Annotated in this window: 11 protein-coding genes; 3 read left to right on the top strand and 8 right to left on the bottom strand. The window is 43.0% G+C overall.

The window, feature by feature from the left end; genetic code table 11:
* The first annotated feature begins 33 nt into the window (after positions 1-33).
* Positions 34-2,106 (top strand): EAL domain-containing protein, encoded by a 2,073-nt coding sequence (locus D6V41_RS08195; protein ID WP_241664475.1) that lies wholly within the window; start codon positions 34-36, stop codon positions 2,104-2,106.
* 6 nt (positions 2,107-2,112) lie between these two features.
* Here D6V41_RS08195 and D6V41_RS08190 read toward each other — a convergent pair whose 3' ends face one another.
* Both D6V41_RS08190 and D6V41_RS08185 read right to left on the bottom strand, forming a co-directional pair.
* Complete coding sequence (locus D6V41_RS08190; RefSeq protein ID WP_136250982.1) at positions 2,113-2,565, bottom strand: hypothetical protein; 453 nt, start codon at positions 2,563-2,565, stop codon at positions 2,113-2,115.
* A complete protein-coding gene (locus D6V41_RS08185) occupies positions 2,565-3,764 on the bottom strand; it encodes a hypothetical protein (protein ID WP_136250981.1) in 1,200 nt (399 codons plus the stop codon). The genes D6V41_RS08190 and D6V41_RS08185 overlap by 1 nt, the downstream gene beginning before the upstream one ends.
* A gap of 237 nt (positions 3,765-4,001) precedes the next feature.
* Between D6V41_RS08185 and D6V41_RS08180 the strand changes: the two genes are divergently transcribed.
* Positions 4,002-4,568, top strand: a complete 567-nt coding sequence (locus D6V41_RS08180) for a DUF7010 family protein (protein WP_136250980.1) — start codon at positions 4,002-4,004, stop codon at positions 4,566-4,568.
* On the opposite strand, the gene D6V41_RS08175 is transcribed toward D6V41_RS08180, so the two are convergent.
* The 6 genes from D6V41_RS08175 to D6V41_RS08150 all read right to left on the bottom strand — a co-directional run bounded on the left by D6V41_RS08175 (position 4,539) and on the right by D6V41_RS08150 (position 14,236).
* Positions 4,539-6,158, bottom strand: a complete 1,620-nt coding sequence (locus D6V41_RS08175) for a GMC family oxidoreductase (RefSeq protein ID WP_136250979.1) — start codon at positions 6,156-6,158, stop codon at positions 4,539-4,541. The two genes, D6V41_RS08180 and D6V41_RS08175, sit on opposite strands and share 30 nt — an antisense overlap.
* A gap of 87 nt (positions 6,159-6,245) precedes the next feature.
* The gene (locus D6V41_RS08170) at positions 6,246-7,829 is read right to left on the bottom strand and encodes an AMP-binding protein (RefSeq protein ID WP_136251187.1); all 1,584 of its coding nucleotides are present in this window, start codon (positions 7,827-7,829) and stop codon (positions 6,246-6,248) included.
* A 20-nt stretch (positions 7,830-7,849) separates the two neighbouring features.
* The gene (locus tag D6V41_RS08165; protein WP_136250978.1) at positions 7,850-9,271 is read right to left on the bottom strand and encodes a coniferyl aldehyde dehydrogenase; all 1,422 of its coding nucleotides are present in this window, start codon (positions 9,269-9,271) and stop codon (positions 7,850-7,852) included.
* 23 nt (positions 9,272-9,294) lie between these two features.
* Positions 9,295-11,652 (bottom strand): efflux RND transporter permease subunit, encoded by a 2,358-nt coding sequence (locus tag D6V41_RS08160; RefSeq protein WP_136250977.1) that lies wholly within the window; start codon positions 11,650-11,652, stop codon positions 9,295-9,297.
* 16 nt (positions 11,653-11,668) lie between these two features.
* Positions 11,669-13,033, bottom strand: coding sequence for a WD40/YVTN/BNR-like repeat-containing protein (locus tag D6V41_RS08155; RefSeq protein ID WP_136250976.1), 1,365 nt, complete (start codon positions 13,031-13,033; stop codon positions 11,669-11,671).
* Between the two features lie 159 nt (positions 13,034-13,192).
* Positions 13,193-14,236, bottom strand: coding sequence for an AraC family transcriptional regulator (locus D6V41_RS08150; RefSeq protein WP_241664498.1), 1,044 nt, complete (start codon positions 14,234-14,236; stop codon positions 13,193-13,195).
* A gap of 147 nt (positions 14,237-14,383) precedes the next feature.
* Between D6V41_RS08150 and D6V41_RS08145 the strand changes: the two genes are divergently transcribed.
* Positions 14,384-16,219, top strand: coding sequence for a DUF1302 domain-containing protein (locus tag D6V41_RS08145; RefSeq protein WP_136250975.1), 1,836 nt, complete (start codon positions 14,384-14,386; stop codon positions 16,217-16,219).
* Positions 16,220-16,226: the final 7 nt, after the last annotated feature.

Genomic DNA, 16,226 nt, shown 5'->3' with positions numbered 1-16,226 from the left:
AAATACTATAAACTGTCTATGATTTTAAATAGCATGCGCTCACAGCTTTTGACGCTTTCCGTTTCGGCCATCTTGGTGACAAGCGCTTTGGTTGTTGTGTTTGCAATGCAGGCTTATAAGGATTTGTATCGACAAGGTGCCTCAGATGACTTAAATGGTCTTTCGGAAAACCTGTCCATTGATTTAATGATAATGATGTCGGATGAACCTGACATTTTCAGCATTGCAAATCTGTTGCTCAAGCTCGATCAGTACGAAAACGTGCGCATTGCTGCTGTGTATGATCAGCAGCGTAAGCTCATTCAGCCTTACTATGGAAAAGTTATCAGCAACACCTCTTTAGCAAATAGCGAAGCGGTAATCAGCCAAATAAATTTTGACGATTACAAATCCTTTGATGTAGGGATGCACGCAGACAAAGAGAGTGTGATTGCATTTAAGCGAATTGGTGAAGAAGAGCTTACCCTAGGCTACTTATTGATAATAAACGATTTAAGCATGCCCTTAAAAAAAAGCACCCAAGCTTTAATTTTGAAAGTTTTCCCTTTTGTGTTTTTTACGCTTTTAATCACGGCTGCCATTATTATTCTCCTGCAAAACCGATCCATCAAACCACTTCTTGATTTGTCTGAGTTCATGCGAAAAATTCGCCTAAGCAAGGACTATGGCTTGTTGGCAAAAGTCAGAGGGAAAAATGAGGTCAAAACCCTTACGGAGGGCTTAAACTCATTGATGCAAGATATCAATACAGAAGTAGAGAAAAACAGAAAACAAACTCAACTGCTTCTCGATCAGCAGTCACAAATGCAGCGATTGGCGAATTATGACAGCCTGACCAATCTTCCCAATAGACAGTTCTTTATATCAACGCTTGCAAATGAAATAGAAGATGCACAACAAAAACGAAACGATTTGGCGATCCTGTTTTTCGACCTAAATGGCTTTAAGTGGATAAATGATTCTTTTGGACACGAAGTAGGCGACAAGCTACTTTGCTATGTTGCAGATGAAGTTTCCCAATTAGTTGAAGATAAACGCTTTGCATCCCGTTTGGGCGGCGATGAATTTTTAATCCTTGTAAACAACGTTGTCGATAGCCAGGAATTGCTTGAGTTTGCAAATACAGTTAAAAATGAGCTGTGCCAAGCCATCGTTATCGATGGTTGGAGAATTGAAGTTGGAGTCAGTATTGGTATCGCATTAGCATCTGATGCGCACTATAACGTTTCTGAATTAGTAGCAAATGCAGATGTGGCGATGTACCGCTCAAAAGCGCAAGGGCGTTCCACCTGCACACTGTTTGTCCAGTCGATGATGGAAAATAACAAACGACGCATCGCAATCGCCTCAGCCCTAGGTGATGCCCTCAGAGAAAACGAGTTTAGTTTGTGTTATCAGCCAAAAGTTGATGGCAAAGAAAAAATTCAGGGTTATGAGGCTTTAATTCGATGGAACAGCAGTGAGTTAGGATTTATATCACCAGCTGAATTTATTCCTATTGCCGAGCAAAGCGGCAAAATACAAGCCATTACTCAGTGGGTTGTCAATCAAGTGTGTATTGATATGCCAAGGCTGCTTGCAGTTTCTCCAAATGCCGTAGTTTCGTTAAATATTTCCGCGTTTGATTTAAGGGATAACGAATTATTGACAAAGATTTCAGCGCTGTTTAAAAAGCACAACATCAAGCCATCTGGCATTGAGTTCGAGCTGACCGAATCGGCATATCTAGAAAACTTTGAAGTGGCAAACCAGTTCATCACACAAGCAAGAAACCTTGGCAGTTATATTGCGTTGGATGATTTTGGAACAGGCTATTCTTCTCTTGGGTATTTAACACAGATTTACTTGGATACGCTTAAAATAGATAAGCAGTTTGTAGATGGGATTGGTTTGTCTCAACGAAGCAATACTATCACCAAAACAATCATTGAAATGGCTAAACAGCTTGATTTAAAAGTATGCGCTGAGGGCGTCGAGACGCCCTCCCAAGCGGCTTTTCTAATTGATAACGGATGTCACTTATTGCAAGGCTATCTATTTAGCAAACCTTTACCACTAGAAGCTATAGAACACTTATATAGCAATAGAGCAAGCAATTTCCATTAACATTATTTAATTGATTGAGCTTGCTTTCTCAGCCGCTTCAGCATTGTAAACAATGGTTAAGCTTTCCGGTATTTTTGTATTCACAGGCACGTAGGCAATCGTATCTTTATTGGTTAAAAGATATTCAATTATTTCGTCGACTGATTCAAATTGTTTTGGCGGTTTATTACGGCCGCTAAATCGCATTTGAGCCCAATAAGACTGAATTCTTGATTCCGTCAATCCAATTATTTTGGTGTTAAAAACGAGTCTTGCAGCATTCTCCGGTGTTAGTCCCAAAGGCTGTAAATTAAGCTCTGATACTCCGCCCATGAACAGATTACGTATTTCACGTTTACTCATTTTTAATTCTTCGTTATCTACATTCGCGATAACGATTACTTCGCCGGATTGTGCGTGTATTTGATGGCTAATAATCAGCGTCAATATTAATAGTGTGGTATTGAATACTTGCTTCATTAGAACACCCACTCAAATGCGACTTGGTACAAAGTCGCATCCCTGTCAAAATTTGCTTCATCTTCAATTTCAAAAAAAGCGCGTTCGCCATCTTCACCTTTTAAAAAGGTAACTTCTGTTTTAAGCGCCATACTTGGTCGAAAATCCCACCTTAGACCAAGCGTGAATGAATCGAGAGAATCAAGTTGCAAGTTTGAGATAACGCTATCATAACCAAACGATAAAGCGTCTAACTGTGGATTAACCCCCTTGGGAATTTCATTGGTTAATATATCGTAAGAAGCATCGGAACGGGAAAAGGTGGCGTGGGCCTGAAATGGATAGAAGTTATATCCTGCGGTCACGTAGTAACTATCAATATCTGGAATAATCAGGACGTCTGAAGTAATTCGAACCCACTCTGCAGACGTGAAATATTGTAAATTGTCGTAACCTAAACTAGCCTGATAGCCAACTGCACTGCCATCGAAGCTTAATGAATCTGCGTTTCTTTCAAAACCTGCGACTCTCAGGGTTTGTTCAAACTGCTTAAATTCAGGGAGGTCTACATCAAAATCATCACTGCTTATTACTGACGCACGAGCATGAAAGTTATCAAACGAGGTCTGAACAATATAACCGACTATTTGATCAACATCTACATCAACCTCCTGTCCGGTATAGAAAACTGTTTCATCATATACCCCATAGTAAGCCTCAACATCAACATTCACCCCGGCATGATTGAATCGATACGTTGCCGAAGCACCTTCGTAATTTGAAAACAAGTAGCCGCTGTATACCTGCTGTGGAGCACTAATCCACGGATAAGCAAAGCCCACATCAATGACGTCACTGTACCTGAAAAAAGGGGTACGAAGCTTTCCTGCTTTAAAGCGCCAATTCTTTGTCGGCTCATAATTGAGATAAAACCATTCAAAGCCAGACTGACGTTCCTCTGACGAATGTGCCAATAATTGTGCAGCAATCGTAAGCGTTTCTGTTGCGGCAAACTCGGTTTGAACCGCAATAAGCGACTGCTCACTAACACTTAGCTTATTCTCATACCCTTCATAGCTTGCGGCATCTTCATCCAAATATCCTGCGATGATTCTTCCAAAGCCAGAAAACTCAAAGCGGTCAGAGAATTTACTATTTTCACCTGCCGATGCACTTAGAGGCAATATGAGCAAGATAGATCCTAATAGTTGTTTTTTCAAAACTGTGCGTCTCTTTCTAGAATTAGTCGTGTTGTTGAAAACAAAACAGTGTTTTAAGGTTTTAATTTTTGATTCTCTAATGGTATGAAGCAAGTTGCTTGCCATAAACGAAGAGCAAGGCACTGTTTTTCAGAGGCAAAATTGATGACATTTGTCACCTGTAAATCATGACATTACACAATGACTATTTGATAGGATGTCGTCCAAAATGGCTTCAAATTAATATGGAGCCAAACAATGAGCGAATTAACACTTGAACAGCAACGCGAAGTTTTTAAACAAAACAAATTTTTAGCCATGCCCATTGCCGGCACATTCGTATGGGCCGTCATCGGTATAAGCGCTCCATTTTTGAGTGAAGTCCTGAAGGTATGGATGCTTTATATTGGAACAGGCTGTATTTTTTATTTAGGGGCTGGGCTTTCATACCTGACTGGTGAAAATTTCTTCTCAAAAAAACAAACCCACACAGAATTTGACACCTTATTTTACGTTGGGCTCGTAATGGCACTGCTGGTATTCAGTATTGCATTACCCGTTGCATCCATCGACCACACAACGCTTCCATTAAGCGTTGGTATTCTGGCTGGGCTAATGTGGATGCCATTATCCTGGGCAATTCAACACTGGGTAGGTTACTTCCATGCAATCGTGCGCAGTCTGCTCATAGTTACCGTGTGGCTGCTATTCCCAGACTACAGGTTCGAAGCGGTATCAGCAGTGATAGTGATGGTTTACTTAGTATCGATTGTTGTCTTGAGCAAACGATATAATTCAATCGCTAAAACTACGACTAAGCGCTAAAATGCTGTCGGCCGCTTTTTGTGCAATCGCCATGGTAGGTGCGTTAGTGTTACCGCTTACCAGGGTAGGCATAATTGAGGCATCAACGACTCGCAAGTTTTCTAAACCATGCACTCGCAGATCTTTGTCAACCACCGCCATTTCGTCCACACCCATTTTGCAAGTACCCACCGGATGGTAAACCAAACCTAAACGCTCTTTGGCTTTCGCAAAAACCTCGTCATCGCTTTGCTGGGAAATACCCGGATGCATCTCTTCAACATGGTAATCTTCAAATGCAGGCGCCCCAAGAATTTTTCGAAGTTGCCGCATTCCATCAACAATTACTTGCTTGTCTTTGCCCTCTTTATCTGAAAAGAAGTTGAAGTCAATATTTGGCGCATCTTTAAAATCAGCGGAACGAAGGCTAATTTGCCCGCGACTTTCTGGTCTGAGCACGCAAACATGGCAAGAGTAACCATGCTGACCCATTAGTTTTAAATCTCGTCCATTATCATCATAGAGCAAAGGGAGCATATGCAATTGAATATCAGGAGAGTCAAGGTCATCTCGCGATTTCAGAAACGCACCAGCTTCCAGAATGCTGTTTGCAAGCTTACCGGTTTTATTAAATAAATATTTAAAAGCATGCGGCGTCATTTTCAATAGTCCACTAAGCGATGCGGTAAAGCCGTCACGTTTTTTACTTTTCACCAAGATGCAAGCGTCAACATGTTCTTGTAAATTTTTGCCCACTCCAGGCAAATGCTGTATCGAATCAATGTTATGTTTGACAAGTTCTTTTGCATCGCCAACGCCCGATAGCATTAAGATATGAGGAGATTGAATGGCGCCTGCACTCAGAATAACTTCTTTATTGGCATAAAGGCTATGAATTTGCCCGGCTTGCTCATATTCAACACCAATTGCCACTTTACCTTTGAACAAAATTCGTTTTACCAGAGCGCCTGTTTTAACATTTAAATTCTCTCTGGATAAGGCTGGCTTTAAAAAAGCGCGAGCTGCACCACAGCGTTTTCCATCCTTGATCGTACATTGATAATAACCGACCCCTTCTTGGTCCTCACCGTTAAAATCGTCGTTATATTTAAAACCTACCTGCTTTCCCGCCTCTATAAAGCGTTTGCTGATTTCGTAGTGCACGGGCCGTGTGCTTACGTGCAGTGGGCCTTTATCGCCGTGATACTCATTGGCACCCTTATCATTCGTTTCGCAGCGTTTGAAATGCGGCAGCATATCCTTAAATGACCAGCCTTCGTTACCTAAATTTGCCCATGTATCATAATCTTGTGCCTGGCCACGTACATATAACATGGCATTGGTAGAGGAACTTCCTCCAAGACCTTTTCCACGAGGCACAAACATAGGCGTTCCGTTTCGAATATCACCCACTGCATTAGCCTCAAAGCTCCAGTTATACTTTTTTAAAAACATGAATGCAGCAAAAGCGCCAGGTGTATTAACTAAAAAGCTGTTGTTGTCAGAACCTGCCTCCAAAACGCAGACTGAGTGTTTTGCGCTTTCGCTGAGCCGGTCTGCCAATACGCAACCAGCAGAGCCAGCGCCAATAATTATGTAATCGTAGGTCATGTTTATTTCCTCACCTTTGAGCATATTTCAAATAGAGGCTCACTTATTGGAATGATTGTTAACCAGGTCATTTTTAAATGGATGGCCTTAACGTAATTCACGACGTAAAATTTTACCCACTGTGGATTTGGGCAGTTCGTCCAATACAAAGATGTCTTTTGGCACCTTATAGCCCGTTAGACTTTGTTTGCAGTGTGAAATTAATTCCTCTTTGGATAACTCACCACTTAATGTCACATAGGCGCACACCTTCTCACCGGAGTGATTACATGGTTTTCCAACAACCGCTGCTTCGAGCACTTGTGGGTGCTGCGTTAACACATCTTCAACTTCATTCGGATACACATTAAAGCCGCTTACGCAAATCATATCTTTAAGTCTGTCCACGATTTTAATGTGTCCACTTTTCATGCGGTAACCAATGTCGCCTGTGCGAAAGTAACCATCTGGAGTAAACACCTTGTCGCTTTCTGCCTCTCGCTTCCAGTAACCTTTCATCACCTGAGGCCCTTTGGCAATAAGTTCGCCTTCCTCACCTTCAGTTACATCTTGACCTGATGAATCGATAAATCGTATATCAGTGTCAACCAATGGCTTACCCACGCTGCCAAGAACTTCATTTCCAGGCTCGTTTATGCTCAGTACAGGAGATGTTTCGGATAGTCCATAGCCTTCTGCAATTGAACAGCCCGTTACTTCCATCCACTGACTTGCTGCTGCAGATGTAAGTGTAGTTCCACCTGATATCGTCAGTTTAAGCTTTGAAAAGTCGAGCCTACGAAAAGCTTCTTGGCTGCACAGACCTACAAAAAGCGTATTTAGACCCGCAAAGCCGGTGAATTGGAACGGCTTGATCGCGTCGATAAATGCACTGATATCGCGAGGGTTTGGAATAAGAACACTTAAATGCCCTTCGCTGGCAAACATCACCAGATTCACAGTGAAGGCATAAATATGGTAAAGCGGCAAAGGACAAACCAATATTTCATCTTCAAAATCAAAACCTGTTGTCAAGCGCTCCATGGTTTGCTTTGCATTACTAATTAGATTGCCATGAGTCAGCATTGCGCCTTTTGAAACACCCGTGGTACCACCGGTATATTGCAACACGCAAACATCATCCTTTGATTGGCTTTCGCGCATTTGCAATGAATTGGATTTGCCTTGCTCTAAAGCCTGCTTGAAGTCGACTTGTAGTAGAGATTCTGAATGTTGTTCCTGTACACCAGTTTGACTTTTACTTTTATTTTCAATGTCAAGCATGTCTGTGGCATGCGTGGTAATAAGCGTTTGAATTTCAGTTTCACGCTTAATTTCGTCAAATTTCGCCTTTAAATCCTTAAGCACGATCAATGCTTTTGCACCCGAGTCATTAAACTGATGTTTCATCTCACGCGTGGTATAAAGCGGGTTAGTATTTACTATCACCATGCCAGCACGCAAAACAGCATATGCTGCAATAGGATATTGAATGAGATTGGGCAGTTGAATGGCCACTCTGTCACCTTGTTTAAGGCCTGATTCGTGCTGTAGCCACGCCGCCAGATTACGAGAATGCTCGTCGATTTGTGCAAAGGTAAGAGTTTGCCCCAAACAGTGAAACGCTGGCTTTCTTCCATACTTGAGCATGGCGTCTTCCAAAAGATCTGCAATATTATTTACGTTTTTCATCATGACATCCTCAAATCGGGTTAACGAATAAAATATTTATAAACAAGGCGATGCGTGAGTTTTCCATAGGGTGGAAAGAGCAGAGAAGCAAAAGACAATCTGCCACGTGAAAAAATGGACTTAGTATGGGAAAAACGGATAAAACCCTCTTTTCCATGATAATTTCCCATTCCAGAAGCACCTACTCCACCAAAAGGCAGGTCTTCATTCGCAACGTGAAAGGATGCATCGTTGATACACACGCCGCCAGCAATGGTCTCTCGCATAATAAGTTGCTGGGTTTGCTCATCAAAACTATAAACATAGAGCGAAAGCGGACGAGGTCTGGCATTGATATAGGTGATTGCTTCGCTTATTTCCTTATAAGGCATCACAATTAGCAGCGGCCCAAAAATTTCTTCGTGGGCGATTTTCATTTCATCGTTTACATTGGTGACAATTCTCAATGCTACCCGGCGTTCGGTATCGTCTGCTTCATTGTTTTGTGCAAGTGATAGCACCTTTGCACCCTTAGATTCCGCATCTGTCAAAAGACCTTTAAGTCGCTCATAATGCCCTTGATTCACAATACAGGTGTAATCGCTATTGCCGCTGACTTTTGGAAACATCTTATTAAATAGAGTTTTGGTTTGATTGATTAACTCATCTACTTTATCTTCGGGGCAAAAAACATAGTCAGGCGCGACGCAAGTTTGGCCAGCATTTAAGGTCTTTCCGAATAAAAAGCGTTCTACCGCCGTTTTGATTGGCATGTCTTTGCCTATAATGGCGGGTGACTTACCACCAAGTTCCAGTGTCACTGGCACCATGTTTTTCGAAGCTGCATTTAGCACATGTTTTCCTACAGCAGTAGAGCCTGTGAAAAATAGATGGTCAAATTCAAGGTTTGAGAACGCTGCGGCCATGTCAGCTTCACCACCCACAAAAGTCACTTTGTTTTTATCAAAGCGCTGAGCCATTAGCTCGGCCAAAAGCGCATTTGTACGGGGCGTATATTCAGACATTTTTATCATTGCCCGATTACCGGCTGCCAGCGCAGTGGCCAAAGGCCCGATTGATAAAAATAAAGGATAGTTCCACGGTACAATGATGCCAATAACGCCAAGGGGTTGATACATGACCCTACCCGAAGCAGGCTGAAAAAGTATCCCGATGTGCTTGCGCACGGGTTTCATCCATTTTTTAAGATGTTTCATATGGTAGTTGATACCAGCGACGGTGGTAAGAATATCCCCGATTAGAGAATCATCTTTACTCCTGTGTCCAAAATCTTTTGCAAGACTCTCCACAAAAGCATTCTGGTTATCAATCAAAACATCTTTTAACTTTTGCAAATCCAACAGGCGCTGCTGGTATTCAGGATAACGTTCGAGATCAAAGGCCCGTTTTTGCTTGGCGAGCGTTGGGCTCAGTGCATCAATTTTTGTAATCAAATCCGACATCTTGTTCTCCTTTTTGCGTGAGCCTAAACACTCTTTTCAGAGCTGCTTGCTATTGAGTCATTTGCTTTACCAATTCGCAGTAACCAAGCGATGGCGGGAATAAGCGTCAGGGCGCCCAACATATTCCAAATAAACATGAAGGTGAGTAACAAGCCCATATCAGATTGGAATTTAATGGGTGAAAACACCCATGTCGCTACACCAATGGCAAGCGTAACTCCTGTGAACGCAACCGCTTTGCCGGTTTGGTCAAGGGCATACAAATAGCATGCATAAAGTGGCTTATGCTGACGCAAGGCTTCCTGGACTTTTGAAAAGATGTAAATACCGTAATCAACGCCAATGCCAACCCCCAGAGCAATCACAGGTAAGGTGGCGACTTTTACGCCAATACCTAGCATGACCATTAAAGCCTGACTGAGCAGTGAAGTGAGCATTAAGGGCAAAATAATGGCAATAACAGTACGTACAGAGCGGAAGGTAATTAAACAAAGAGCGATAACGACTGAATAAACCCATATCAGCATTTCAAACTGCGCATCTTCAATCACGATATTGGTGGCTGCCTCAATGCCTGAGTTGCCTGCTGCCAATAAAAATTTCACCGGTGCATTTGCGTGCGTTTGCTTGAAGGCTTGTACACTACTCACAACACGCTCTAAGGTATCTGCTTTATGGTCATCTAGATAAACTAAAATCGGTACCATACTGCAGTCTTGATTGATAAGCCCCGGGGGCGCTTTTGATATTGAAGCGTTGGTAAGAAATTGATTCCTGTTTAAACCAAACCATTTGAGGCTACCCTCGTTCATGCCAAAAATGCCAAACTTTGATACATCCGCAACAGATTTCACATCCTGAACACCTTGCAGATTCCGAAGTTGCCACTGCAATTTGTCAATCCACACCAGATTTTCATAGTTAATGCAGGTATCGGGAGCAGTCGTTCCCATGACGACAAATACATCGGTACTGGTACTGTAGTTTTCTACCACATATGCATTATCGAGGTTATAGCGAGAGCCGGCTCTAAGTTCTGGCGCACCTGCATCTAAATCACCAATCTTCAGGAATTGCGACAGGTAGAGTCCGCCTGTGGTTAGCAAGGCAGCAATAATCAGCGCAACCATAGCGCGCGGTGCCCTTGCGAATTCTGCAAATTGTTTTAAAACAGGGTGCGCTTCATTGCGATGTTGTCTGATGCGCTCACTGCTTGATTGCTGCACACCCACATAGCTCATAACGATAGGGAGCACCACCAGATTAGTTACTATGATGACCGCCACCCCAACACTTGCGGCAATTGCCAGCTCTCTGATTACACCAATATCAATCACCATCAAAGTTGTGAAGCCTATGGCATCACTGACTAGTGCAGTCATTCCTGCTACATAAAGTGACCTAAACGCCAGTTTAGACGCCTCTAACTTTTTACAACCGCTGGCGACATGATGAATAATAGAGTTGATGATCTGTACGCCATGACTGACGCCAATAGCGAAGACCAAAAAGGGTACCAACATCGAATAGGGGTTGATACCGTAGCCAAGCAAATTTAAAAGTCCCAACTGGCAAATAACGGCGCATATAGAGAACGCCAGCACGGCAATTGTACTTTTGATACAACGCGAATACAGATAGAGTAAAACGAAAGTGATCAGTACCGCCAATAAGAAAAAGCCAACGATTTGCTTTGCGCCTTCGATTAAGTCCCCAATGACTTTTGCAAATCCAACAATGCGAATGGATATATCTTCGCTTGAAAACTTATCGCGAACATTTTCTTCAAGCGCATCAGACAGCGCCTTATAATCTAAGGGCAAACCTGTTTCAGGGTGTGCTTCCTGAAGAGGTGCCAGAACGATTGCCGAGCGATAATCATTTCCAACCAGAATACCGACTTGGCCGGATTTAAACACATTGGCTTTTAGGCGCTCAATCATCGCGTCAGAACCGTCATAACCATCGGGTACCACGGTGCCACCTACAAAGCCTTCTTCAGTGACCTCTTGCCAACGAACATTTGGCGTCCACAGGCTTTTAAGTCCATCTCGATTTACGCCGGGAATATAAAAAACTTCGTCTGTCACTTGCTTAAGCGTATTTTGAAATTCGGCATCGAAGATATCGCCTTTCTTGGCTTCTACTACAATGCGCACGACATTGCCTAAATCTGCAAGTTCTTTTTCATAATCGAGGTAATTTTGGATAAAGGGATGATTACTCGGCACCATTTTGCTAAAACTGGCTTCCGGTTTCACCTGGGTAGCCTGAAATGCCAGATAGGCAAAAATTAGCATACACAAGGCCAATATGCTGCGGCGGTGGCTAAAGATAAAGCGCTCAATTACGCGTTCAGAATTGGGAATAGACTGCGACATAATAGTTCCTTTTCTCCTAATCCGCTTGCGCGTTTGTTGAACGAATGTGGATACGATCAATACCATACTGACCAACCACAATTAGCTGCGTATCACCTTGTTCACTAGCGCGATTGTCTGTGTTGGTATTTCTGCTGTAAGAAGCTGCGGCTAGGCTTGCGCCAGAAGGGTGCCTTTTTACCGTTATCTGCTCTGGCGTGTTAAGTGAAAAGTGAAGGAGCACTCCTGCGTGACCGACCAGATAAGCAGTTTGTTGACCGTCAATAAAGCCGCCAAGTATAGAAATTTGCGTTGGACTTTTAAGCGAACGCCACGTTTGGCCGTGATCTTGGCTTAGAGCAATATTACCTTTTAAGCCATAAGCAAGCAGATATTTCGAATCAGAAGCCTTTGCAATGCCAAAGTAAGAGCCTGAGTAAGGCATCTGCATTGTTTCAAAGCTAATACCGTTATTGTCAGACACAAATCCAAGTCCGTTTTCTCCGACGATAAACACGTGACCATCTTCGGTAGTGACTACATCATTAAGATGAAATTTATCTGGATTGTCTAGCAACTGACTTTCAAATGACCATGTCTCACCATTGTCCTGACTCACAAGCAATATACCATATGCACCCACCGCAAAAACTTTGTCTTGCGTTGCAGCAACGCCCAACAGAGGTTTGTTTGGCCCTTGTGCTTTTTCAAGCTCTGCGTCTTCAATGGCAAAATGCAGGTCTTCTATAAAGTATTCTAAATCGTAGATATCAACTTCGTCTGAAGTATTTTTGTCTGATAATTTGTTATCTAACAAATCATCCAGTCGAGCTTGAGCAAGGGTGAGTTGACGTTCAAGGCTTTGAATAAGCAGTTCATTAAGTGCATAGCCATCAAACACTTTCCGCCAGCTTGAAGTCAAGCTTATGCCATCTATATCGTTGGGATTGACGGTTTGAACTGAAGGCTCTCTTTTGATTATCGCTCCATCGTGCCCTACGGCGATAAAGCTTTGATCTGGCAGTTGAGTGATATCAGTTAAGGTTACAGCGACAGGTGAAATTTCCTGAAGCCAGTTTTCTTGGTCCTGCCAATTGACGATATGCCCTCGCTCCCCTACCGCAATAATGCTGTCCTTGCCTTGCTGAAGCGCCAGGAGCACTCCATCAGTAGCGAGTTCGCTTTCAACAGAGGGTGTATTGAGCAAATCAAGCTTTGACGGCGTTTGTGTACCATCAATATTTGAGGGCTCGACACTGTCTGCATTGGCAGAATATGTTGTTATGCATCCGATAACGATACACAGAATTAGGAGTAGCGCGCGCTGTTCTGTGCGTGCGCCGAGCGCCCGTTTAACTGGAGCCTGATTTAAAACGTTTCTGCGCTGTTTGATTGCCGTCATACTCATTGCATTTATTATGATGTATGAGGGCATTATTTATCAGAAATGTTAAAAAGCTTTTATTCGAACATGCCAAAAGCTTATCTTTGTAATCATTTTGTTAAAATGATGTTTATTTATTAAGCAGCTAGATTACTGATCCGAAAGGGCAAACCCGCTTTAATTTGGGCTTAATTCAGTTTGTCTGTATTCACCGGGCGTAAGATTTGTCCATCGTTTAAAAGCTCTGTTAAAATTGCCCACGCTTGAAAAGCCTACCAAATAACCAATCTCGCTAAATGAGAGATGATGCTGTTGCATATATTCGATCGCCAGTTTTTTGCGGGTGGTTTCCAAAAGCTCCTTATAGCTGGTTCCGCGTTCGCCTAATTTACGCTGCAGATTTCGCAAGCTCATGCCTAAATCCTGGGCAACCTGATTTTGCGACGGTGCCCCCATGGGCAAAGCGTCATAAATTTTCTTCTTAACCAAGTAAATGAGGTCTGAGCGATCTATTCGACTCAATAGATCATCGAGCATTTTTTCATGCACTTGTGTGATCAGCGTATTACCCACCAACAATTTTTTATCAGCGACCTCGCGAGAAAACACCATATGATGTTGTTGTGCATCGTAATAGATATCGCACCCGAAAAACGCGCGTAATTTCTCATCATCATGCGCTGATGCCGGAGAAGCAAAGTGAACAGACAATGGCGATATTTGCTTGCCGACCAGTTCACGCGAGAATGTAACAATGGTGCCCAGAAAAATCTCAACCAGACATATATCAAGCACTGGACGCCCAGAATCCTCGTAGGTCGCTACGTTCATACTGAAACGCAGTTCACTGGACACCTCTTCTACGTTTAATGTACAAGTGTTAGATACTACTCGTTTGTATCGGGCAATACGTTCAAGTGCATCATGCAGAGAAACTGAAGACATCATGGCGTAGCCTAGCGCATGGAACATGCTTGGATAGAATTGTTTGGCAACTAAAATTGCAAAGTCTTTTCTGCCTAGCTTATTATTCGCGTACTGTACGAGTTGCGCAAATTTGTCTGCAGCAAGTCGCGATTCTTGGTCCGCCATTACCGAAGGTACGATATCGCATTCAGCTAACGCTGTATTGACATCAATTCCGTTATCTTCCATTGCGCGCGAAAAAGGAATGAGCCAACCGCTTAATGCTGAATAATATTCACTCACTTGCTCAAACACCCTAATCAACCTCTTCTATCCTCCTGATTATAGGAGCTTTGCACGAAATGACAACAGATTGGCGCATTCAGGTAAACACCTTTTGAAGATTCACAGGTATGTTAACAGTGTTAATTAATTGTTACCAACCTGATAATGAGAAAACATATGCGCACACAACATCGGAAAAAATTACTTGGGGCGGCAATCGTTTCAGCTTTATACGTTTCATCAGCGCAAGCTGCTGATTTTTATTTTGGCGAAAATGACGATATTCATTTGCAAATCACCTCTCAAATATCTGTTGGAGCAAGCTGGCGACTCGATGAGGCGAACCCGCGTTTTATCTCCACATTAAATGGAGGCGAAGGAGCCACTGCAACGACCGATGATGGAAACTTAAACTTTGAGGAGGGAGAAACTTTTTCCAAAATCGTCAAAGGCTTGCACGACATTCAGTTAACAAAAGATAATTGGGGTATCTTTACTCGAGTCAAATATTGGTACGACAAAGAACTTAAAGACGAGTCTCGGCCTCACGGACATTCACCAAACGCTTACCAGCCAGGCGCGCCTTTAAATGATGACGATTTTGCTACCTTTGCCCAGTTTTCAGGTTTAGAGATTATGGATGCCTATTTTTTTATTGGCACCGATATCGGCGATGCACCGGTTGATTTTCGTTTAGGGCGCCAAGTGGTAAGTTGGGGAGAAAGCACTTTCATACAGGGCGGTCTTAGCTCGATTAACCCATTTGATGTGAACGCGCTGAGACGACCTGGCGCAGAGCTTAAAGAAGGTTTGCTACCTGTTGGTATGGCGTATGTAAACGCCGGAGTAACAGAAAACCTCACACTAGAAGCTTTTTATCAATACGAGTGGGAGAAAACGCAGATTGACGGTTGTGGTACCTATTTTTCTGCTGCCGATTTTGCGGCCGATGGATGCTTTGCTGTTACAATTGCGCTCCCTGACCAACAAGCACTTGCCGGTGGTTTTTTTGCGCAGCGACAGCCTGACGAGGAGCCAGATGATGGCGGTCAGTATGGTATAGGCCTGCGCTATTATGCAGCTGAACTAAATGATACTGAGTTCGGTTTGTACTATATGAACATCCACTCGCGTTTACCGCTGATTAACGCTATAAGAACGCAGACTTTAAGCGTACCGGGTGTGACTCAGGTATTTATTCCTGCCGCATTAGATCCAACGCCAGATAACAGTCTCTCAGCGCTGAACCCCGCATATCGAATCGTATTTCCTGAAGATCTAAAGTATTTTGGTGCAAGTTTTGCGACCAATATAAAAGGTACCGCAGTATCAGGAGAAATTTCTTACAAACCCGATACACCTATTCAGATAAGCGGACCTGAAATACTCAATGGCGTACTTTCTGAACAACCGTTTTTCAGATTCACTTCACGCGTTCAAGCAGTAGGCTTTGGCGAAGAAGTGCAAGGTTGGGATGAATTTGACGTAACTCAGATGCAAATCACCACGCTCAACTTCTTTGAGCGGGTGTTAGGTGCATCACGTTTAACTCTTATTGGTGAAGCTGGAATCATTTTGACCGACGGCATCGCTGATTCCAATCAGCTATATGGCCGAAATGCGGTATTTGGGGTGGGGGATTTCGATGCAGGTAACGGAATTAACTGTGAAAATCTTGTAGCCGCCGGCGCGATCGGCTCTGATTGCAGAAGCGATGGCTATGTAACTGAATCTGCGTGGGGTTATCGGCTTAGAGCAAGCTTGGATTATTCAAATGTATTTGCCGGTATCTCACTAAAACCTACCATTGACTGGCAGCACGATGTAAACGGTTATTCACCTGAACCCGGACAACAATTTCACGAAGGTCGAAAATCATTTGGTGTTTCGCTTGAAGCACTCTATCAACAAAAATATAGCGTAACGCTGGGTTATCGTGCCTTTAGCGGTGGTAGCCACAATATTCTAGAGGACAAAGACTTTTTGTCACTCAGCCTCGCAATGTCTTATTAATCATGTC

Source organism: Ningiella ruwaisensis (assembly GCF_004798935.1).
GTDB classification, from domain to species: Bacteria; Pseudomonadota; Gammaproteobacteria; order Enterobacterales; family Alteromonadaceae; genus Glaciecola; species Glaciecola ruwaisensis.
This window is presented reverse-complemented; position numbering and strand designations above follow the sequence as displayed.